This is a genomic window from Paenibacillus sp. CMM36 (genome assembly GCF_053570945.1).
In genome coordinates this window covers 473,996-494,956 of record NZ_JBSEDY010000003.1, presented here as the reverse complement: position 1 = coordinate 494,956, position 20,961 = coordinate 473,996, and the positions used below count along the sequence as shown (strand labels likewise).

General features: G+C 46.2%; 21 protein-coding genes. 9 read left to right on the top strand and 12 right to left on the bottom strand.

The features are described 5' to 3' along the window. Window positions 1–78: 78 nt before the first annotated feature. Complete coding sequence (locus ACWA2B_RS09505; RefSeq protein ID WP_322251831.1) at window positions 79–696, bottom strand: Type 1 glutamine amidotransferase-like domain-containing protein; 618 nt, start codon at window positions 694–696, stop codon at window positions 79–81. Window positions 697–1,089: 393 nt separating this feature from the next. Then, window positions 1,090–2,628: a glutamine-hydrolyzing GMP synthase gene (guaA, locus tag ACWA2B_RS09500; protein ID WP_013308777.1), complete on the bottom strand. Its 1,539-nt coding sequence runs from the start codon at window positions 2,626–2,628 to the stop codon at window positions 1,090–1,092. A gap of 145 nt (window positions 2,629–2,773) precedes the next feature. On the opposite strand from guaA, the gene ACWA2B_RS09495 reads away from it, so the two are divergent. Beyond that, window positions 2,774–3,430, top strand: a complete 657-nt coding sequence (locus ACWA2B_RS09495) for a DedA family protein (RefSeq protein WP_029515749.1) — start codon at window positions 2,774–2,776, stop codon at window positions 3,428–3,430. Between the two features lie 6 nt (window positions 3,431–3,436). Here ACWA2B_RS09495 and ACWA2B_RS09490 read toward each other — a convergent pair whose 3' ends face one another. Further along, a complete protein-coding gene (locus tag ACWA2B_RS09490) occupies window positions 3,437–3,670 on the bottom strand; it encodes a hypothetical protein (protein ID WP_029515750.1) in 234 nt (77 codons plus the stop codon). Between the two features lie 195 nt (window positions 3,671–3,865). Between ACWA2B_RS09490 and ACWA2B_RS09485 the strand changes: the two genes are divergently transcribed. The 5 genes from ACWA2B_RS09485 to ACWA2B_RS09465 are packed head-to-tail and all read left to right on the top strand — an operon-like array spanning window position 3,866 to window position 9,126. After that, a complete protein-coding gene (locus ACWA2B_RS09485; RefSeq protein WP_029515751.1) occupies window positions 3,866–5,407 on the top strand; it encodes a spore germination protein in 1,542 nt (513 codons plus the stop codon). Next, window positions 5,404–6,612: a Ger(x)C family spore germination protein gene (locus ACWA2B_RS09480; protein ID WP_209949435.1), complete on the top strand. Its 1,209-nt coding sequence runs from the start codon at window positions 5,404–5,406 to the stop codon at window positions 6,610–6,612. The genes ACWA2B_RS09485 and ACWA2B_RS09480 overlap by 4 nt, the downstream gene beginning before the upstream one ends. Window positions 6,613–6,617: 5 nt before the next feature. After that, window positions 6,618–7,727 (top strand): GerAB/ArcD/ProY family transporter, encoded by a 1,110-nt coding sequence (locus tag ACWA2B_RS09475; RefSeq protein ID WP_029515753.1) that lies wholly within the window; start codon window positions 6,618–6,620, stop codon window positions 7,725–7,727. Between the two features lie 29 nt (window positions 7,728–7,756). Next, entirely contained in the window at window positions 7,757–7,993 is a 237-nt protein-coding gene (locus tag ACWA2B_RS09470; RefSeq protein ID WP_029515754.1) for a hypothetical protein, read from the top strand. Window positions 7,994–8,010: 17 nt separating this feature from the next. Then, complete coding sequence (locus ACWA2B_RS09465) at window positions 8,011–9,126, top strand: GerAB/ArcD/ProY family transporter (protein WP_069011288.1); 1,116 nt, start codon at window positions 8,011–8,013, stop codon at window positions 9,124–9,126. Window positions 9,127–9,194: 68 nt separating this feature from the next. Here ACWA2B_RS09465 and bcp read toward each other — a convergent pair whose 3' ends face one another. The 4 genes from bcp to ACWA2B_RS09445 are packed head-to-tail and all read right to left on the bottom strand — an operon-like array spanning window position 9,195 to window position 12,334. Beyond that, entirely contained in the window at window positions 9,195–9,671 is a 477-nt protein-coding gene (gene bcp / locus ACWA2B_RS09460) for a thioredoxin-dependent thiol peroxidase (protein ID WP_029515756.1), read from the bottom strand. Between the two features lie 42 nt (window positions 9,672–9,713). After that, entirely contained in the window at window positions 9,714–10,502 is a 789-nt protein-coding gene (locus ACWA2B_RS09455; RefSeq protein WP_025718032.1) for an ABC transporter permease, read from the bottom strand. Window positions 10,503–10,506: 4 nt separating this feature from the next. Next, a complete protein-coding gene (locus tag ACWA2B_RS09450; RefSeq protein WP_025718034.1) occupies window positions 10,507–11,301 on the bottom strand; it encodes an ABC transporter permease in 795 nt (264 codons plus the stop codon). Beyond that, complete coding sequence (locus tag ACWA2B_RS09445; protein ID WP_029515757.1) at window positions 11,294–12,334, bottom strand: ABC transporter ATP-binding protein; 1,041 nt, start codon at window positions 12,332–12,334, stop codon at window positions 11,294–11,296. Before ACWA2B_RS09445 ends, ACWA2B_RS09450 begins: the two co-directional genes overlap by 8 nt. Window positions 12,335–12,437: 103 nt before the next feature. On the opposite strand from ACWA2B_RS09445, the gene ACWA2B_RS09440 reads away from it, so the two are divergent. From ACWA2B_RS09440 to ACWA2B_RS09430, 3 genes are all read left to right on the top strand, one after another. Continuing rightward, window positions 12,438–13,559, top strand: coding sequence for an LCP family protein (locus ACWA2B_RS09440; RefSeq protein ID WP_449291960.1), 1,122 nt, complete (start codon window positions 12,438–12,440; stop codon window positions 13,557–13,559). An 83-nt stretch (window positions 13,560–13,642) separates the two neighbouring features. Continuing rightward, window positions 13,643–14,959, top strand: coding sequence for a glutamate-1-semialdehyde 2,1-aminomutase (locus ACWA2B_RS09435; RefSeq protein ID WP_274386683.1), 1,317 nt, complete (start codon window positions 13,643–13,645; stop codon window positions 14,957–14,959). Between the two features lie 207 nt (window positions 14,960–15,166). Next, complete coding sequence (locus ACWA2B_RS09430; protein ID WP_029515760.1) at window positions 15,167–16,126, top strand: DMT family transporter; 960 nt, start codon at window positions 15,167–15,169, stop codon at window positions 16,124–16,126. 95 nt (window positions 16,127–16,221) lie between these two features. On the opposite strand, the gene ACWA2B_RS09425 is transcribed toward ACWA2B_RS09430, so the two are convergent. The 5 genes from ACWA2B_RS09425 to ACWA2B_RS09405 form a co-directional block, all read right to left on the bottom strand. Then, complete coding sequence (locus ACWA2B_RS09425; protein WP_029515761.1) at window positions 16,222–16,623, bottom strand: sensory rhodopsin transducer; 402 nt, start codon at window positions 16,621–16,623, stop codon at window positions 16,222–16,224. Window positions 16,624–16,678: 55 nt separating this feature from the next. After that, complete coding sequence (locus ACWA2B_RS09420) at window positions 16,679–17,713, bottom strand: glycoside hydrolase family 88/105 protein (RefSeq protein ID WP_449291959.1); 1,035 nt, start codon at window positions 17,711–17,713, stop codon at window positions 16,679–16,681. 73 nt (window positions 17,714–17,786) lie between these two features. Next, entirely contained in the window at window positions 17,787–18,899 is a 1,113-nt protein-coding gene (locus ACWA2B_RS09415) for a rhamnogalacturonan acetylesterase (RefSeq protein ID WP_449291965.1), read from the bottom strand. 113 nt (window positions 18,900–19,012) lie between these two features. Continuing rightward, entirely contained in the window at window positions 19,013–19,852 is an 840-nt protein-coding gene (locus ACWA2B_RS09410; RefSeq protein WP_013308762.1) for a carbohydrate ABC transporter permease, read from the bottom strand. A 5-nt stretch (window positions 19,853–19,857) separates the two neighbouring features. Beyond that, complete coding sequence (locus ACWA2B_RS09405) at window positions 19,858–20,766, bottom strand: carbohydrate ABC transporter permease (protein ID WP_023987015.1); 909 nt, start codon at window positions 20,764–20,766, stop codon at window positions 19,858–19,860. Window positions 20,767–20,961: the final 195 nt, after the last annotated feature.

Here is a 20,961-nt window from a genome sequence, read left to right as displayed (position 1 = left end):
TCAGTTAAAACCCTACTCCACTCGATGGTGGTAATGCAGTGGACTTCCCTCCAGAAAAATTACCTTTTTTTAATGAAGTCATGTGTTCTCAACTTTTATCCTGTCACCTTCAACCAAAATAACTTCCGCGTTGCTGATTGGATATAAATTTAATTGGCTGCCATATTCCTCAATGATGTTCTCCACCGCTTTTTTAAACAGGATGTTCGTATGGTGGGGGACTGGATAGAATTCAATGGTCCCGAGCGCAACAAAGGAATCCAAAGCAGGCGCCTCCTGCACATTGTCCATAAGTTGGGCATATTCGATATTCGGTGATAAAATCATCGAACCTGCCGATTCGCCTATGTATAACTTCCCTGCATTAACTTCATCAGCAATGATTTTGTCAGCCCCGGTTCTTCTTAACTCTTGAAGTAAATAAAATGTGTTGCCTCCGGTAATATAAATATAGTCATTTTCTCTAATTTTACTCTCTATTTCATTCAATGGTGCTGTGCTGATTTCGATTTCATCCACGACTAATCCTAAATTCTCTAATGCTTTTTTCCCTGAATTCACATAAAACTTAACTTTCTCTGGAATACTCGCGGTTGGGATGAAGGTGACTTTTTTTCCTTCTAAGTTTTCACCAGCGAAATGGACTAAGCATGGTGCAACATCCTTAAATGAGGACGACAGAAATAATTTTTTCATCTCTTTATTCTCCTTAGAACAACGTTTAATGAAACGAGATATGTAACAATTTAACCTAGGTACATTATAAAATATATTAGTATCAAAACATGACACCATTAGAGCATGACATGAAAAAGAGGTGAACGTTTAATTTCATACTTGATTTAAGCTATTTATAGCTTGAATCTAATAAAAACATATAAAAAAAGAGATACATTACCATTGAATAATATCTCCTTTTTTTAGCTTCATATTCCGTTTTGCAACCACAAATGACTTCATATCCCGTCCTTGCTTGCCCCCGTAAAAAAGACTCCAACCGCATAGCGATACTTCGCCGATACGGAGGAGTCTTGATGTTGTATTGGTAAATCTTAAAGGTTCGTGGTTACAGGGCGGGAGTTCCCGCGTTTATTCCCACTCAATCGTTGCTGGTGGTTTGGAGGTGATATCGTACACGATACGATTCACGTTATCCACTTCGTTTACGATACGAACGGAGATTTTCTCCAGCACATCCCAAGGAATACGTGCCCAGTCAGCAGTCATACCGTCGATGGAGGTTACTGCACGAATACCTACGGTGTAAGAATACGTACGAGCATCGCCCATAACGCCAACACTCTTCATATTCGGCAAAGCGGTGAAGTATTGCCAGATTTCCCGGTCCAGACCGGCTTTAGCAATCTCCTCACGCAAAATGTAATCCGACTCACGAACAATGGTTAGCTTGTCCTCTGTCACTTCGCCCAGTACACGAATGGCAAGACCCGGACCTGGGAATGGTTGACGCCATACAATCTCAGCTGGCAGTCCACATTCTTCGCCGACTTTACGCACTTCGTCCTTGAACAGGGCATTCAACGGCTCGATCAGCTTGAACTTCATGTTCTCCGGCAAACCACCCACATTATGATGGGATTTAATGGTCTGTGCCGTTGCAGTTCCGCTCTCTACAATATCCGTATACAGCGTACCTTGTGCCAGGAAAGTAAAATCGTCGAATTGAGAAGATTCTTCCTCGAACACATAGATAAACTCGTTACCGATAATTTTACGTTTTTGTTCCGGATCATCGACTCCTGCTAGCTTGGACAAGAAGCGCTCACGTGCGTCAATTTTGACAACTTTCATATCAAATTTACCAACGAACGTCTCCATTACACTTTCGGCTTCACCTTTGCGCAGCAATCCATGGTCTATGAACATACACGTCAGTTGGTCACCGATCGCTTTGTGAATAAGCATCGCTACAACGGAAGAATCCACGCCACCACTTAAAGCACACAATACTTTTTTGTCGCCTACCTGTTGACGAATCTCGCGAATCTGATCTTCAATGAACGACTCCATCGTCCAGTTGCCTTCACAACCGCACACTTCATATAGGAAGTTGCTGATCATCTCGTTACCTTGAACGGAATGACGTACCTCTGGATGGAATTGCACCGCATACAGATTCCGCTCCAGGTTACTCATCGCGGCAATCGGCGCACTCTCTGTTCCTGCATCCAGTGTAAAGCCGGTTGGCAGATCTGTTACGTGATCCCCATGGCTCATCCATACGGTTTGGCGAGAATCCAGTCCTTTAGCCAAGCGGGCATCCTGATTGAATTGCACGTCTGCTTTGCCATACTCACGCTTGCCCGCACGTTCTACCTTACCATCCAGTTGGTGAGCCATCAGCTGCATGCCATAACAAATACCAAAGATAGGAATGCCCAGGTCATAAATTGCCCGATCCACCTGAGGAGCATTGTCTGTATATACGCTGGAAGGTCCGCCTGAGAAAACAATCCCTTTTGGCGCCAGCTCTCTCAGCTTCTCCGCAGGCGTATTGTATGGAAGGAGCTCGCTATATACGCCGAGATCCCGAATTCTTCTTGCGATTAACTGGTTGTATTGTCCTCCAAAATCAAGAACTACAACGATTTCATTAGGCTTATTCATTACCGTGCCTCCCTCAATTGTTCGTTTCATTATACGCAACGATAAAACAAGACGTCAAGAAATCAACCGGAGTTGAGTGGGCATGAAAAGATTGTTAAAATGAATTGATTCTAAAATACTCAATCTGTTCGTAGGAGTGTAAACGATGGATGTGCTGAAGTGGATCGCGCAATTGTTCGAAGAATACGGCTACGGCGTCCTTTTTTTCGGCTTGCTGCTTGAGTTTATTGCTTTACCATTTCCCGGGGAAACCACCATGGCTTATGCGGGATATCTCTCCTATGCCGGTACCCTGGATTTCGGTAAACTGATGCTGCTAGCTTTTTTGGGCACGACCATCGGTATGACTATTACCTACTTTATCGGAAAGTGGGCTGGACTCCCCTTTATTCAGAAATATGGTAAATGGGTTTTGTTATCGCCGGACAAGCTTCAGAAAACACAAAAATGGTTTCAACGATATGGATACTGGCTTATTTTCCTTGGATATTTCATCCCCGGTGTCAGGCATTTTACCGGTTATTTTGCCGGAATTATTGTTCTTTCTTTCCGTAAATTTGTCTTATATGCTTACAGCGGCGCTTTATTCTGGGTCATCCTCTTTCTAAGCATCGGCAAGCTGTTTGGTCCCCAATGGGATGCCATTTTCCATTTGGTAGAGCTGTATGCACTGCGAATTGCGGGAGTCGTTGGGTTCATAATCCTGCTGTATATTATTTACCGGTGGAGAAGCTTCCTATTTAGCTCGCTACGCAAATCCGAAAAGTCGGTGAAAACCAGCAACAAGGATGACACGAAGTAATCACACTCATGCTGCCTTGCGGCTACGAGTCCTTGCATAATACATCAAAATCACGATAGATATCACAATAAACCCCGCACCTCCAGCCAAACCCAACGTACGCGGCTCCATCATTTCAATCGCCACCCCTGCACCAAGCATAGAACTCCGATGATTCCTTGACTCTACGCCGTCAGCATGCCCAACAATGGACCCTGTAAATACAATGGGGTCTCCCGTATTAATAATGTATCCAGACAAATGGCCCCTACCCCGCAAGCCAACTACCGCTTAATCCATAAGTAAAATCCCCAGCAACAAAAGACATACCACTCCTCCCTTCACCGGAGCAAATCGCGAATGTCAGACTGCATTCGTTTCTATAATCGCAAGGCATAAATTCATATATTCAGAGCATACTAAGCCAACAAACTCCAATATCGGAGGATTTTACGTATGCCAAATCAGAATAAAAGTTGTCCACTTACTCATGTGTCCTCTAACTTGAAGGATAATGTGAATCATATCGAAAGCTCCTTTGGAAACAGCGGAGATGTAATCATTAAAGAGCTATTATGGATGCAAAAATGGCCAGCAGCTCTATTTTATATTGATGGTCTGGTCAATACTCAATTGCTCCATGATTCCGTTCTCCGTTCATTGATGCGAGTAAATGAACATCATGTACCGGAGGGCGCAGAACCATTCGACTATTTGAAGAATCAAGTTTTGATTGCAGGTAACTCAGGTAGTGTGGACGAAATGGATGCCTTATTCAACCAGATGCTATCTGGCGGTATTATCATTTTGCTGGACGGATACGCCAAGGGCATATGGATTGATGCGGTCGGTTGGGAGGATCGCAGTGTTAGCGAACCCCAATCCCAAAGTGTCGTACGGGGTCCAATGGAGGCTTTTACCGAAAATTTACGTACCAATACCGCTCTAATTCGTAGGCGAATCCGCGATCCGCGCCTGTGGATGGAAACAAGACAGATCGGTCAAGTCACTCATACCAATGTGTCCGTGATGTATATCAAAGGAATTGCTGACGAAGGGGTTATTCAGGAACTGAGAGAACGTTTGGACCGAATTGATATTGACGGAATTTTGGAAGGGGGTTACATCGAAGAGGAAATTCAGGATGAATCCTTCACTCCGTTTCCCACCATTTATAACAGCGAGCGTCCGGATTCGGTCGCTGCCAGCCTGTTGGAGGGGCGGATTGCTATCTTGGTGGACGGGACACCCTTTGTTCTGTTGATTCCTGCGCTATTCGTGCAATTTTTCCAGTCGGCAGAGGATTATTACCAACGTGCTGATATCAGCACGTTGCTGCGTTTGCTGCGTTTCTTTTCCTTTTTTATCGCTTTGCTTGCACCGGCAGTTTATATCGCGGTAACTACCTTTCATCAAGAGATGATTCCTACAAACTTATTGGTCAGTCTCGCTGCACAAAGGGAAGGCGTACCGTTTCCAGCCTTTGTCGAGGCGATGCTCATGGAAATTACTTATGAAATTTTGCGTGAAGCAGGAGTCCGAATTCCGAGGACAGTCGGACAGGCTGTATCTATTGTAGGCACATTGGTCATTGGGCAAGCAGCCGTGGATGCGGGGGTTGTCTCGGCGGCTATGGTCATTATCGTGTCAATCACCGCCATCTCCAGCTATGTTATTCCAGAAAACGGCCTGTCGATAGCGGTTCGTATTATACGCTTCGCCTTAATGATGCTAGCCGCAGCCTTTGGGCTTCTTGGAATATTGATGGGGTTAATCGTAGTTTTGCTGCACTTGACCAGTCTGAGATCGTTTGGAGTATCTTACATGAGTCCGTTTGGCCCCTATGTGGAAAGCGATATGAAAGATACGCTGTTTCGCTTGCCTTGGCCTCATATGACGAAGCGTCCTCAATCCATCTCTATCCAAAATACGATCCGCCAAAAAACGAAAAAAAGACGGATCGGTAATAAATCAAAAACCAGAAGGGATCAACCATGAAGCAGACCATACATTTGTTCTTCGTCTGGGGCCTGATTGCATTACTGTTAGGTGGTTGCTGGGATCGCCAAGAATTAAATGAGCTGGGCATAGCTATTGGGATCGGTGTGGATATAGAAGGAGACCAGTATCAGGTAACCGCTCAGGTGGTCATTCCTTCTGCTGTAGCTTCCAAATCTTCACCAAGTGCAGGCCCTCCAGTCGTTACTTATCAGGCCACTGCACCCACGATTCAAGAGGCCATTGAAAAAATGACGAATACAAGTCCGCGCGCCATTTACTTATCTCATATTCGTATGCTGATTTTAGGTGAGGAGTATGCGAGAAAGGGAATTGCTGATGCGATTGAAGCCATGATGCGAGAGCCTTTCACAAGAAGTGACTTTTATATTGCGATAGCCAAGAATAACAAGGCTTCTACGATGTTAAAGATCCCCACTCCAATGGAAAAGTTGCCGGCAAATAAATTATTTGCTTCGTTAGATACCTTAACCAAAACCTGGGCTCCTGCTACCAAAGTAACCATGGATCAACTTCTTAGCGATCTGGTTAATCCCGACATCCAGTCCACTCTGCCCGCATTGGAAGCTGTGGGAGATATAGAGTCGACCAATGAAAAAGGTATGGATGCCACCAAAAGTATATCGCCTGAAACCATATTGCGGTTTTCGGGTAATGGTGTATTCAAAAAAGACCGATTGCTGGGATGGATCAATGAACTTGACAGTAAAGGGCTCAGTTACATCAGGGATAAAGTGGAGTCTACAACGGGGCACACCGATTGTCAGGGTGGGGGTAACATTGCCCTATTAACCTTGAGTAGCGACACTCAAAAAAAAGTAATCATTCGTGATGGAGAACCTGTTATCTCTATATCAGTTACCAACAACAGCACAGTACGAGAAGTCAACTGCCAGCATATGAAGCTAGACAGTATGGACGATATTAAAGAAATTGAAGCCGCAAGCAATGAAAAAATTGTTGAAATTATGAAACATTCCGTAGAGACCGTTCGGCATGAGTTTAAGTCAGACATTTTCGGCTTTGGTCAACTGATTCACCAGTCCAAACCCGAGCTTTGGAAAAGACTAAAAGAAGAAAAAGAAAATCCATTTATGGACTTACAGATTGAATATAAGGCACAGACAAAGATTAAAAAAATTGGTTCCTTGTTTGAATCATTCCAAAAACAAATGAAGGAGTGAGCTGGGTGGAGGAGAAAGGGCGTATCAGCATCAGAAATATAGCCGTACTCGTATTTTTGAGTATTATCGGAGACTGCGTATTGGTGTATCCCTCCCTCATTACAAGCATATCCAAGCAGGATGCCTGGATCAGCTCATTCCTAAGTATCCCAGCAGGATTGGCTGTATTACTGCTACTCCTGCGGGTACATCAGCTATATCCTGATCTCACCTTTATTCAACTCTGCCAGAGAATTTTGGGACCGTGGCTAGGCTCCCTCATCTCGATATGGTATTTGTTCCATTTATTAATGAATTCCGCGATTTATTTAAGAGAGGTCGGGGATTTTATGAACAGCCAGACTTATGTTATGACGCCTCTGCCTGTTATCAATTTACTCTTAATTCTTGCGCTTATGTGGGGGATGTATATGGGATTAGAGCCTATTGCTCGTACGGCTCAAATCTTATTACCATTATGCTTGGCTTTCACTTTGTTTTTAATCCTGTGCTTGCTTCCCCAATGTGAAAGTCAGCAGCTTAAGCCTATGCTGGAGCAAGGTATTCCCAAGATTATGGAAGGCAGCCTATTTGCACTGTCCTACCCATTCGGAGAATTAGCTTTTTTACTCATGATTTTTCCCTATGTGAACAAAAAACCGGGTCTAAAAAAATCGGTTTTGCTAGCCGGACTTACTGCCAGCGTTCTGTTAAGCGTGCTACTCTTGGTTTCTCTCATGGTTCTGGGCCCTTTTGTAACCGAACATAGTGTGTATACCTCTTATACGCTATCTAAAAAAATCAACATAGGAAATTTCTTACAGAGAGTTGAATCCATGATGAGCATAGCCTGGATTATCACTACCTTTGTTAAAACCATTTTACACTTCTATGCCTTTACCTTAGGAATGACTCAGCTACTGCGATTAGACAATGTACGGACCTTTCTTGGCCCTAGCTTTATGATCCTGTTTGGTCTGATTATCGTGTCGGCACCCAACATTACTTATTATCTGGATACGATCGTCCACGCTTGGATTTATTGGGATTTGACGGATTCCGTTGTCCTGCCTTTACTGCTGCTTGTCGTATACAAGTTGAGATCGAAAGGCAATCATAGCCTGGGATCTGGTTGAGCCTCACCCTCAAAGGAAGGAGCATCGACATGCTGATTACCACTATCATTATCTGTATCGGCTTAGCCATCGCTGCCAAAGATTTGCCAGGCTTGTACCGAAAGCATCGCTTTAAGGATATGTTCGTGTACATCGTTATGCTCGGATTAGGCACATGGCTTAGTATTCTTGCTGCCAAATTAGAGGTTACGCCAAGTCCGCTGATTCTGATAGAGATCATCTATAACCCTGTTAACGCTTTTATTTCACATGTATTTGGCTTTTAGAAGGGAGGCAGCCACAAATGTCAAAAAAAGAACGTATCAGTGTTCGGCAAGTGACTGTCCTTATGTTTATGTGTTTAATCGGGGATATGCTCTTAATTTATCCGACTATGATTACGCATATTGCTCATCAGGATGCCTGGATCAGCTCTATACTGTCCATACCGTTAGGTTTAATTATTATTTACGTGCTCCTTCGTGTCCATGAACTCTACCCGGGCCTTACACTTATTGAAGCGATCCGTAAAATTTTCGGGCCTGTATTCGGAACCATTGTCTCCTGCTGGTATTTGTTTTATTTTTTAATGAACACCGCTCTTATTGCTAGAGAGGTAGGCGATTACCTGACTACCCAGTTATTTGTACAAACCCCTCTGCATGTCCTGCTCGTTATGGGAATTTCCCTAATGGTGCTTACTGCGCTAATGGGAATTGAAGTTTTCGGTCGTGTTAGCGAGATGCTATTACCAGCATATATATTAATCTTCTCCGGTCTGATCCTTGCACTCCTGCCACAAATTCAGCTTTCTAATGTACGGCCTGTTTTGGAAAACGGGTTAGCTCCTGTTGCTAAAGGAATGGTTCCAGGCGTGGCTATGCCTTTTGCCGAAATGTCTATTATGCTCATGGTTTTTCCTTATGTAAACAAAAAAGCCCATTTTAAAAAGGACATGTTGCTCGCCTCTCTTATAGGCGGATTCCTGATTAGCGTGTTTCTGCTTCTCTCTCTCCTTGTCGTTGGTCCCTTTGTGACCAATTATAGTCCATACATTTCTTCTGCTCTCACAACAAAGATTAACGAGCTCAATTATATTACACGAGTCGAATCGTTAGTAACTTTAACCTGGGCACTTGCTGCCTATTTCAAAGGTGTCCTTTTCTTTTACGCGTTTACTTTCGGAACAACCCAGCTATTCCGAATTTCTAATATCCGCCCCTTTGTCATCCCCGCAGGAGCGCTTGTGTTTGGTATGACCATTTTGATAACCCCAAATGTGTTTTATTATGTAAGAACTCTTGTTTATCCCATGTCTACCTGGCATTATACAAACGGCTTGATCATTCCGCTTGTTTTATGGGGTGTTTATTTCTGCAAGCAAAAGTGGAAGCATCGACAGGACGTATCCAAAAATTAACAAAAACCTTTTGAAACCGATGCTTAAAGAAGCATAATCCGATTCCAAAAGGTTTTTTTGTTCTTCACTTACGCCATATCCTGAATGTATGCCAGCGCAGCATCAATGTGCCCTTTTACTCTTAAACCACGCCATTCGTGAACTAAGATACCATTTTCATCAATAAGGAACGTAGACCGAACAATGCCCATGTACTGCTTGCCGTACATCTGTTTTTGCTGCCATACACCATACGTCTCAGCGACCTGATGCTCTTCATCAGATAACAACTGAAAAGGGAGTCCGTACTTGGCAATAAACTTGTCATGCTGCTTGAGTGGATCAGGGCTTATCCCCAGAATCACCGTGTTCAAACCTTCAAACTCCGTATGTTTATCCCGAAAATCACAAGCCTGTGTCGAGCAGCTAGAGGTCAAGTCCTTGGGATAGAAATATATCAACACCCTACTGCCTCGATAATCTGACAGCTTAACATGCTTTCCCTCACTGCCAGGCAATTCAAAATCCGGTGCCGCTTGTCCAATAACGGTAAATGCCGCGGACATCTCATCATCTCCTATCTTGTGGGGGTTCTTATATAACCTGACCTATGAGCCTGCCCCTCTGTAGCGGCGAATTCCCCAGTTCCATGCCAGTAAGCCCAAGGTCAGAAAGACAATTCCCATCACAGGAGTTAAGAGCGCCATATGGCGCATGTCCTCTCGGTGAAGGAACAGGGAGGCTGGATATACGCCAACAAAAGCAAACGGTAGTATCCAAGTTAGCACAACCTGAATGGCTCGGTTATAGATCGTTACTGGATAACGTCCGTAGCCCTGAATATTGTACATGAGCGGAATAATTCCTGTCGGCGCATCCGAAAAAAACGAAAGGGAAGTCAATATGGTGTATATCCCCGTATAGATCGCCACGGCACTTAGGCTCAAAATGATCAGCGCCGGTATGAACCACCACTCCATAGCCAAGTCCATCTGTGCCCCGCTGATCCCCATAATAATCAGACCGATCACTGAGCCGACCAGTGCGGGCGGGTCCACATTTTCAAGGAAAATCTGGAACAGATTATACGCAGGACGGGTCATTACCCGGTCGAGTTCACCTTTTACAATATAACGCTCGCTAAAGTTCCAAAGGTTGACGAAACAGCTGAATAGTCCGTAAGGAACCATAAAAAATCCATAAACGAACACGACTTCATTTTCACTCCAGCCACCCAAACTGTCTGTGTGCATAAAAATAACCAGGATAAAAATAAGATTCGTGGCCTGAAACAACAGATCTGAAATAACTTCTACCCAAAAGTCGGCCCGATAGGTGAGCCGTGACTTCATGTAATTTTTTAAATATTCGCTAATGAGACCCAAATAGTACATCATCGGCTTACCCTCCCTGCACGAACAGACGTCTGCGCGCCAGTCGCCAAATGATGATCATCGGCACGAGCAGAACGACCAGCCAAATGATTTGGATACCCAGTACATTCCAAATGCCAACGCCTTTTACACGTCCCGTAAATACAGAGCCCGGCAAATAGGTAATTGCCTGAAACGGCATCCATTGGGCGATTGTCGCCAGCCAGCCTGGGAACAAACTAATTGGCAAAATCAATCCAGAAAACAGATCTACAACTACGCGCTTCATACGCATCATGCCCTCATTATTTTCGATAAAAAAGGCCGTTAATCCAGTAATAATATTGATCTGAGTGTTGATCATAAAGCTGAAAAACAGCATGACCAGAAAACCAACCCAGGCTACCGGATCCGTGGGAAGTTTCACCGGAAATAGCAGCAACGCAATCGCCATACCTGGAATCATAAACAACAGAAAACGGAACATTCCCTCGCCGAGTCCTTGCATAAATTTAACAAGTACATAGTTATAAGGTCGGATCATCTGAATTGCAATGCTTCCATCACGAATATCCGTCGATATCTCACGATCCAGATTGTTAAAATAAAAGGCTCTCGCCATCCACGATACGGCTACATACGTCGTCATCTGAGCAGCGGTAAAGCCTCCAATGCTACCCGCATCGCCATATATCGCTTTGTATGTGAAATAATACACGCCAATATTCATGCAATAAATAAGGATTCCTGAATAATAGTTCACACGATAAGCCAGCATCGTGAGAAATCGAATACGAATAAAATCGGTGTATACGCTAAGCATGAACTTTGGCCTCCACTACCGGATTGCCCTGGCGTTCCGCCGAGCCAGACTGATAGATACTGCGGACGATATCATCCGTGTTGGTTTCAATGATTTTGATATCCGTAATGTCCGTGCGACCGACTACGCAAGCGAGCACATCCGATACATTAATATGAAGAGGAATCCATACCTTGGCAGCCAAATCATTATCCACCGTCCAAGCCAATGGCATATCAGCAGTCCATGCCTGTAATTGCTCCAATTGGGTCGATGTGCCGAACTGGAACCGTACTTCTCGACCTGTACCCCAACGCGCCTTCAGATCCTCAAGACCACCATCATAAATGATATTCCCATCATCCAGCATAATGACGCGCGAGCACAGCGCTTCAATATCCTGCAAATCATGGGTCGTCAGCAAAATAGTCGTACCGTGATCCCGGTTCATGTCCTTCAGAAACTCGCGGATTTCGGACTTCACCATAATGTCAAGCCCAATGGTCGGCTCGTCCAGAAAAACAATAGACGGATTGTGCAGCAAGGCTGCTACCAACTCACAGCGCATCCGTTGCCCGAGACTAAGCTTGCGTACCGGGCGGCTTAGCAGATCCTGCAATTGCAGTCTCTCCACCAGCTCATCCAGCCTGCGTTTGAAGTCAGTAGCCGGAACCTGATATACTTTCCGCAGTAGTTGAAAAGACTCGATCACACCGATGTCCCACCAAAGCTGGCTGCGCTGACCGAAAACAACACCAATGTTGCCTACAAATTTCTCACGTTCCTCATAGGGGACATAACCGCCCACCTTGAGATGTCCCGATGTCGGCACGAGAATGCCTGTCAGCATCTTAATCGTGGTGGACTTTCCGGCGCCATTCTCACCGATATAACCGCATATTTCTCCTTGCGGAATACGGAAAGATATATCTTTGACCGCGGCTACCTCGTTGTATTCGCGGGCAAATAAATCAAGGAAGGCGCCTTTTAAGCCCTCGCGATTTTTTTGAACCTTAAATGTTTTGCGCAGATCCTGCACATCTATTGCCAGCATGTTATACCTCTCAATCAGGATTTGTAAAATCCATAGTTAAATTGATTGTGCTCCAAAAAGAAATTATAATGTAATGAACTGAAAAGCGAAAGGGAGAGCATCCATGACAAGCAGAACCAAAAGGACGATATGGTCGGTTCTAGCCGTGGTAATCGTCGCGATTGTCGGCTTTGCCGTGTACTATTTTACATCTATTTATAATCAGCTGGATAATCTGCATAAAGAGGGTGCTAACTCCCCCTTCAAAAATGTAAAGCAGGTCGATCAGGTTCGTACGCCAGAACCGCCCAAGTGGGAAGGTACCGATATGGTCAATATTTTGCTAATGGGTGTCGATGGGCGCGGTATCCAGAAAGGGGAAGTCCCCCGATCAGACAGCATGATGGTCGTGTCACTGGACCCCGTCAAGAAAAAAATCCACCTGTTCTCTATTTTGCGTGATACGTACGTGGATATTCCCGGTTACGGAAAAAATCGAATTAATACCGCCATTACTCACGGACCCAACACAGCCATGAAGACGGCTGGCGATCTGTTAGGCATTCCGGTGCAATATTATGTGTACACGGATTTCCAGGGTTTTATCAAACTGGTGGATGCCGTAGGCGGGATTGATTTTGAAGTGGAAAAGGATATGCATTATACAAGTAATGCAGATAAACATCAGTACGACATTGATTTGAAAAAGGGTATGCAGCATCTGGATGGCAACACGGCGCTTCAATATGTGCGGTTCCGCCACGATGCGATGTCCGACTTCTCCCGATCAGGACGGCAACGCGCATTTTTGGAGGCCGTAGCCCAGAAAATGCAGACCACGACTTCCATCGCCAACCTGCCGAACATTTTAGAGCAGGTTAACCCGTACATCGACACAAATCTCAGTGTTAACGATATGTGGAAGCTGGCGAATGTGGGGTACCAAAGCAACTTTGCAGGCAGTGAACAGGTTCCACCGATGAAGATGCTCGGAGAAGAGAATGTGGGCGGCGCGGCAGTTCTTACTGTCCGCGATCCGGAAGAACTGAAAACGTATGTACAGGATATTTTTAATAATCCACCCACACAAACACAGGAACAAAATAAGGATCAGCCCGAAACAAAACAGCCAGACAGTGCATCGTCTACCAAGACGGATAAAGCTTCTTTTACAGGGGGCAGTAAAGCCAGTGATGAGAATGCTTCCAAACAATCAACAACAAAGACAGGTCAAAAAGAGCTATAATGATGTATGCAGGGGCAGCCGTGAACGCTGCCCTTTGGCGTGTGTATACCCTATTTTAATGAACGGAAAGGAAGTTTTTGATGATGAAACGGGAAAACTCCGAAGCACTATATAAAGAAGCCCTGGAGCATATTGTCGGGGGCGTTAACAGCCCTTCACGTTCCTTTAAAGCTGTAGGCGGCGGTGCTCCAGTATTCATGAAACGCGCTCAAGGTGCTCATTTCTGGGACGAGGATGATAATCGGTATATCGATTATTTGGCGGCCTACGGCCCTATTATTACCGGACATGCTCACCCCCATATTACCAAGGCGATCAGCGAAGCGGCCGCGAACGGCGTATTATACGGAACCTCAACGGTATTGGAAATCAAACTGGCCAAGATGCTGAAGGAAGCCATTCCTTCTATGGACAAGGTCCGGTTTGTGAATTCCGGCACAGAAGCAGTCATGACGACGATTCGTGTGGCACGGGCTTATACTGGGCGGAACAAGATCATCAAATTTGCCGGCTGCTACCATGGTCACTCGGATCTGGTACTTGTAGCTGCTGGCTCTGGACCTTCTACGCTGGGCATACCTGACAGTGCAGGCATTACAACCAACATTGCGAGCGAGGTCATTACTGTGCCATTCAATGACCTCGACGCGTTGCGCCAAGCTTTGGAGCGCTGGAGCGACGATGTGGCGGCAGTCATGGTCGAGCCTATTGTCGGTAATTTCGGCATGGTTATGCCGCAGCCCGGTTATTTGGAAGGGTTGTGCTCCATGGCGCGTGCGAACGGCTCACTCGTCATTTATGACGAGGTCATTACCGCATTCCGATTCCACTTCGGCTCTACCCAAACGTATGCAGGTTTGGACAACCATGATGCGATTCAGCCAGATTTGACCGCGCTGGGCAAAATCATGGGTGGTGGTCTGCCAATTGGTGCCTACGGTGGCAGCAAGCAGATCATGGAGCAGGTTGCCCCACTGGGCCCGGCTTATCAGGCGGGTACGATGGCAGGCAACCCGGCGTCCATCTCGTCAGGCATCGCCTGCCTTGAAGTCCTTCAAGGAGAAGGCGTGTATGAAGAGATGGAACGTCTGGCTGTGAGGCTGACGGACGGTATTCAGTCCTCTGCCGAACGCTATGGCGTGCCATTAACGATCAACCGTATTCGTGGAGCGTTCTCGACGCATTTCTGTGATCATCCGATCACGAACTACGCGCAGGCGCAGGATACGGATAGCGAAGCGTTTGCATCCTTCTTCCGTCACATGCTGGATCGCGGTATTCATCTGGCACCATCCAAGTACGAAGCCTGGTTCCTCACAACAGCGCATACGGACGAAGATGTAGATGCTACGCTGGAAGCGGCGGACGATTCGTTCCGGGCGATGTCACAAGGGAAGTAAACCCAGCAGTAAGTGATAGAATATGAATTTTAATAAGAGCTGGAAGTAGTCTTAGGGAAGGGTATTCGACCTCTGGGACTTCGTTCCGGCTTTTTTTATTTTACAACTGTACCCGTACAGTTGTAGATTTTATGGATTGTATCATGTTATGCCCTCCGGGTATATTGAGAGAACAACAGGTTAAGGTCATGATTACGGAGGTTTATTATGCACAGTCGTTCCAGAAATGGAGCCGCCTATCTGGCAGCTCTCAGCTATGCAGCTATACTTGGATTTTCATTTTTATTTGTAAAATTGACGGTCACAGAGGCGAGCCCGCTGGATGTGATCGCCCACCGCTTTGCGCTGTCTTTTATCGCTTTGACCGTTCCAGTGCTGCTTGGTTGGATTAAGCTCAACATCAAATTGCGTGACATTCTGCGCATTTTACCACTGGCGCTGCTCTCGCCATTAGTGTATTTTCCACTGCAAGCCTTCGGGCTGATGAGCACTTCTTCATCGGAAGGTGGAATTATTCAAGCAACCGTTCCCATCTTTACGTTGCTGTTAGCTTCTTATTTTATTAAAGAGCGTACAACAGTAGTCCAAAAGATTTCCTTACTGCTCTCTGTCTTTGGTGTGGTTTTTATATTTGTAATGAAAAGCGGAGCACCGCTAGCGTCCAATAGCTATGGCGGTATTCTTCTGCTCGTGCTCTCTGCGATATGCCTATCCGGTTATAATGTACTGGCACGGCCCTTAACACAAAAGTACAGCCCCATGGAATTGACCTACGTTACCTCTATTTTGGGATGTATCGTTTTTAACGTGGTGGCACTGGGATATCATGCCATAGACGGCTCCATGAGCGCCTATACCGCTCCACTGGTGAAGCCTGGTTATTGGATGGCACTGATTTATCTGGGCATTCTGTCTACCCTCGTCACCTCACTGTTATCGAGCTTTGCCTTGAAGTGGATCGAAGCCTCCAAAATGAGTGTGATCGGTAATTTATCCACCCTCATTTCCATGATTGCCGGTGCTTACATTTTGAAGGAGCAGCTCGCCTACTATCACATTGTTGGGGCTGTGATGATCATTATCGGCGTGCTGGGTACCAATTTTGGAGGGCGAAAAAACTTCACGCCGATCAAAACAACTTCGGCAAAATCACAAAAGACGGGCTAAAAATAGATACTAATTTGCCTGCAAAAAAAAGAAATCTCCCAGCTGCGCAATTCCAGCCGGGAGATTTCTTTTTTCACTTCTTAGTCTTCGTCGGATTAAATAGGGTACGCCATGACACTCATTAACGCCAATTCCGGCTGTGTCGTGTCCAATCTGCTATATTGTACGATGATGGGCACATCGCTAGTGACCGTAATTGCGTAAGGAATGCCTGTCGGAATCCGTTCGCCGGATTTCTCCAACGAGGCTGTTCGGATATGACGGGTTCGTCTTCCTTCCACCACCTCGATCAATCCCTCCAATGGCTCGCGGTCTTCAAAATAGATGTCTATACTTAGATTTGCCACACGACTCCCACAATTCAGCACGCATATACTCTCATGACTGAGCAGCTCTCCCCGGCTTTCCGGTGGAATATACCCATCGGGGATGACCCAGAATAGGCTGCCTCGCGGCTGATTAGCCACCTTTTCCTGAGAAAGTTCAGCATTTCCCATACTATTGGCCTCCTTCCTTTACCCATAATACTTTTTAGCGCATATGCCCTTTCTTCTAGCCGTATGGATTCTCCTTGGTACGCAACAGTTGAGCCAGAAAAGCAAGCGCCAATCCCTGACCCCAGCCCTGAATGCGTTTGTAGGGGACGTTTCGATAGCCGTCAATATCGTTCATCACAGCGGTTCCAGCGGATACACCCGTTACTGTGCCGTCGTCCTTAATGCGGGAAAGAATACCGTCGATCGCCTTTTGTGTGTATTTGTTAAACAATCTTCCTTGCATAAGCAAGGCAGTCGCAATTCCTGCCGAGCCCGAGGTTTCCAGATAAGAGGTATCATCGTTCAGCACCGTATGCCACAGCCCTTCCGGGGATTGCAGTCGCACCAGCGCATTGAGCTGGTCACGCAGCGAGCCATCGATGATCATATAAGATGGATGCTGCACCTCCACAAATTTCAGCGCTTTTGCCATCGTGAGAGCTGCCCATGAATTGCCGCGCGCCCAATATATTCCTGACATCCGGCTTTGATTCGCATGATCCCATCCGTGATAATACAGATTCGTATCCGGGTCCTGCAAAAATTCTTCATGCCCGTGATATTGACGAACCCCATCCTCCCAATACTCTTTGTTGCCCAACAGATGACCGATACGCAGCAAATAATAACCGGCCATAAACATCGTGTCCACCCATGCTTGCTGCGGAAATACATCATGAAGTGAGTTCACCGTATGCTGGAAAATGCCGTCGGCAAACCGTTCCGCTTTTTTGGCCAAAAATTCTGCCATCTCGATGGCAATATCAAGGTATTTTTGCTCACCTATGGCCTGGTAAAGCGTCAACAAACAGTGCCCGACAGAAACGCCGTTCACCGAGAGAGATGGAAGCCCATCCTCAATACTTTCGTCAATCCATTCTTTCAGCTTGATCAAATACTTTTCGTTCCCTGTCGCTTCATACGCTTCGCATACTCCGTAAAAGGCTACTCCACCCGGCCAATCCCAGCTGTAGTGCATTTGAAATGTGCGTTCAACTACCCGGTCGATCACCTGCTTAACTTGTTCTTCATCAAATATCAATGCAGGCATTTCCACGTCCCCCCCCTTTGGTAAGTTTCACGTGAGTTACCTCCTTGACGCCCGTATATGAATAGGTCGTCCTTCAACGTAAATACATGCGTAACGGTTGCAAATCCAGTGCCCTCACAGCATCCACCACCATGTCTGCAATACGAACCGCACCATTCTCATGAAAATGTGTGTTATCCTCTAAGCCGCCGGAAAAGTTCATGTATTCACCAGGCAGCAGCCACATAAAAAGCTCTTTACTCTCTTCGGGACCCAGCTGCTCATATAACTCCTGCGTGCGGGCAGACAAATCAATCAGCGGTACATTCGCTTCTTCCGCCAGCTCACGAACCGCTGATACATAGTCACCATGTGTGTCAGATAGCGTACCATCCTCATTAAAATAGCGACGATGTACGGGCGTGACCAGTACCGGGGTTGCCCCATGGCTTCTTGCGCCGTCGATGTAGAGGCGAAGATGCTCCTTGTAGGTTGTAAAAGGCTCTGTAGCCCGCTCCGGGTCAGGCTTCTGATCATTATGGCCGAACTGGATGAACAGGAAATCTCCTGCCTTTATTTCGCCCAAAATGGCACCCAGCCGTCCTTCGTCCACAAAGCTTTTGGAGCTTCGTCCCGATACGGCATGATTATCCACGCAGACATCATGCTTGAACAGGGCGGGCAAAGCCTGGCCCCAGCCAGTATACGGATAACCGGATGCGTCCTGATCCGTAACCGTGGAATCTCCGGCTAGGAATAGCCGGAGGGTCTGTGGCGCTGGCGCAATCTCCAGCGCATTGAGCCGTGGCGCGGTGCCTGATACGGTGAGGCGCAGCTTACCACCCCGGACTGGCACCGCAAACAGGGCTTCGGTGAACTGGCCCGGCAGCGTGTGTACCGGGGGAAGCATGTGCTTGCCTTCACCAGCCTTGAGTCGCGTGAGCGTTTCCGCCTGCGAATCGCCGACCAGTATAGTGACGAGATACATCCCGTCTGGCACATCTGCAACAAATGCAGCGTTCAGTGGAATACAAAAGCTGCTTCGTAGCTGCGTGCGTGCATCCTTAGCTGCACACTGCCTTTTTCGACCGTACACATGCTCCGTAGTCTCGAAGCCATAGCCCTGTTCAGTTGTATATACGCAATCCGGAGACACTCCCTTGTAGCCATCCGCAGGTTCCCCCGGACCAAAATCAAACCTCCACAATTTACTCACCTCTCAGCCATCGCCCTCAAATCCCAACCATTTAATTGTATAAACCCGGATACCTTCCATTTTCACTCGTAAGCCTCATATCCTCACGCTATGGATTTTGGATCTTACCCCTTCAAGCCACTCGTACTCATTCCTTCTACAATTTGCTTCTGGAATGCGAAGAATACAGCGATAACTGGAAGCAGGCTTAGGATAGACATCGCGAACATTCCTCCCCAGTTGGAAGCCGACTCGCTGTCGAGGAACATCTTGAGTGCAATAGATACGGTATATTTCTCCGGCGAATTCAGATACAGTACCGGACCTAGCAAATCCTCCCACTTCCAGTAGAAAGAGAAGATTGCCGCTGTAGCCAACGACGACTTGAGTAAGGGTAAAATAATTCTAAAATACAGCCGGAACTTGCCGCATCCGTCAATCGTTGCCGCTTCATCCAGCTCTCCTGGAATCGTACGTATAAACTGCACCATCAGAAAGATGAAGAACGGCATCCCGAAAAAGGAGGGTACCACCAACGGTAAGATCGTATTGATCCAACCGAGCTTGGTGAAAATAATATATTGCGGTACCAGTACCACATCCCCTGGTAGCATAAGCGTCACCATCATCAAAGCAAACCACAAGTTACGTCCTTTGAATTTCAAGCGCGCAAAGCCAAATGCGATCAATGAGGAGGAAAGCACGGCTCCAATCGTTGAAATCACCACGATCGTGAGCGAGTTCAGAATGTACGTGCCAAAGTTGTAGCCAGTCGTTCCTTTCCAGCCTGTTACATAGTTTTGCCAGATCCATTCTGTAGGGAAAAGCGAGGATGCCGTGACGAATATCGTCCGACTTTCTTTAAACGAGCTGAACAGCATCCAAAAAACGGGATACAGCATCAGGAGCGCCAGTGCAGCAACCAGTATGTGATAAATTGGCCATTTGACCGTTTTCCATGCCATCGTTATCAGCGCCCCTTTTCCGTTTCATAAAATACCCAGTATCTGGAGGTTATAAATAATATCGCTGTCAGTATCCCAATCATAATGAGCATGACCCAAGCCATGGCTGCCGCATATCCCATGTTGCTGAACATAAACGCCTGTCGGAACAGATACAGTGAATGCAGCATCGTTCCATCCATCGGGCCTCCTTCGCCCTTAGAAATAACATAAGCCGGGACGAAGGTCATAAAGGCACTGATCGTCTGCATAATCAGATTAAATAGAATAATGGGGCTAAGCAACGGTAGCGTAATACTGAAAAATTTTCGTACTGGCTTAGCGCCATCTACACTGGACGCCTCGTACAATTCAACAGGAATGTTCTTCAAACCTGCCAGAAAAATCAGCATGGAGGAGCCAAATTGCCATACGGACAAGGTGATTAGCATCGTAAGCGAAGCATCCGGGTCACCAAACCACTTCACCGGAGTCGCCCCTAAGGTCGAAAGCAGGCTGTTCACTATGCCGTTATTACTGAAAATGTTCCGCCACATAATGGATACCGCAACGCTACCTCCGATAATCGACGGCAGATAGTACATTGTCCGATAGGTGCCGACCATACGCGACTTGGTATTCAAAATCATAGCCACAAACAGCGCGAAAATCAGTCGCAACGGTACACCGACCAATACATACGTAAACGTGACCCTGATCGAATTCCAGTATTTCGGGTCGCCTGTGAACATTTTTTCGAAGTTACCCAGACCAATCCATTTGGGCGGGGTGAACAGGTTGTAGGTGGTAAAGGACAGATACAGCGAAATAAACATTGGAATTAACGTAAACGCCAGAAAGCCCACAATAAACGGGCTGATAAACGCATATCCGGTCATATTGGCTTTCAAGCTCTGATGATTTCGCAAGCTCATCAAGCCTCCCTTCTGTTGCATTTTAAAGAATTAGCAAAACTTTATAATATTAATAATTCGTTGTTATGTGAATAATATTGTGATGTCTGCAAAGGGTGCTTATGCAGTTGGTTCGTCCAATCAACCGTGCGCAATCATGCTTTGGACTACGCACGGTTAACTTAACGAAACGTTCCTTCGATCTTATGCTAAACA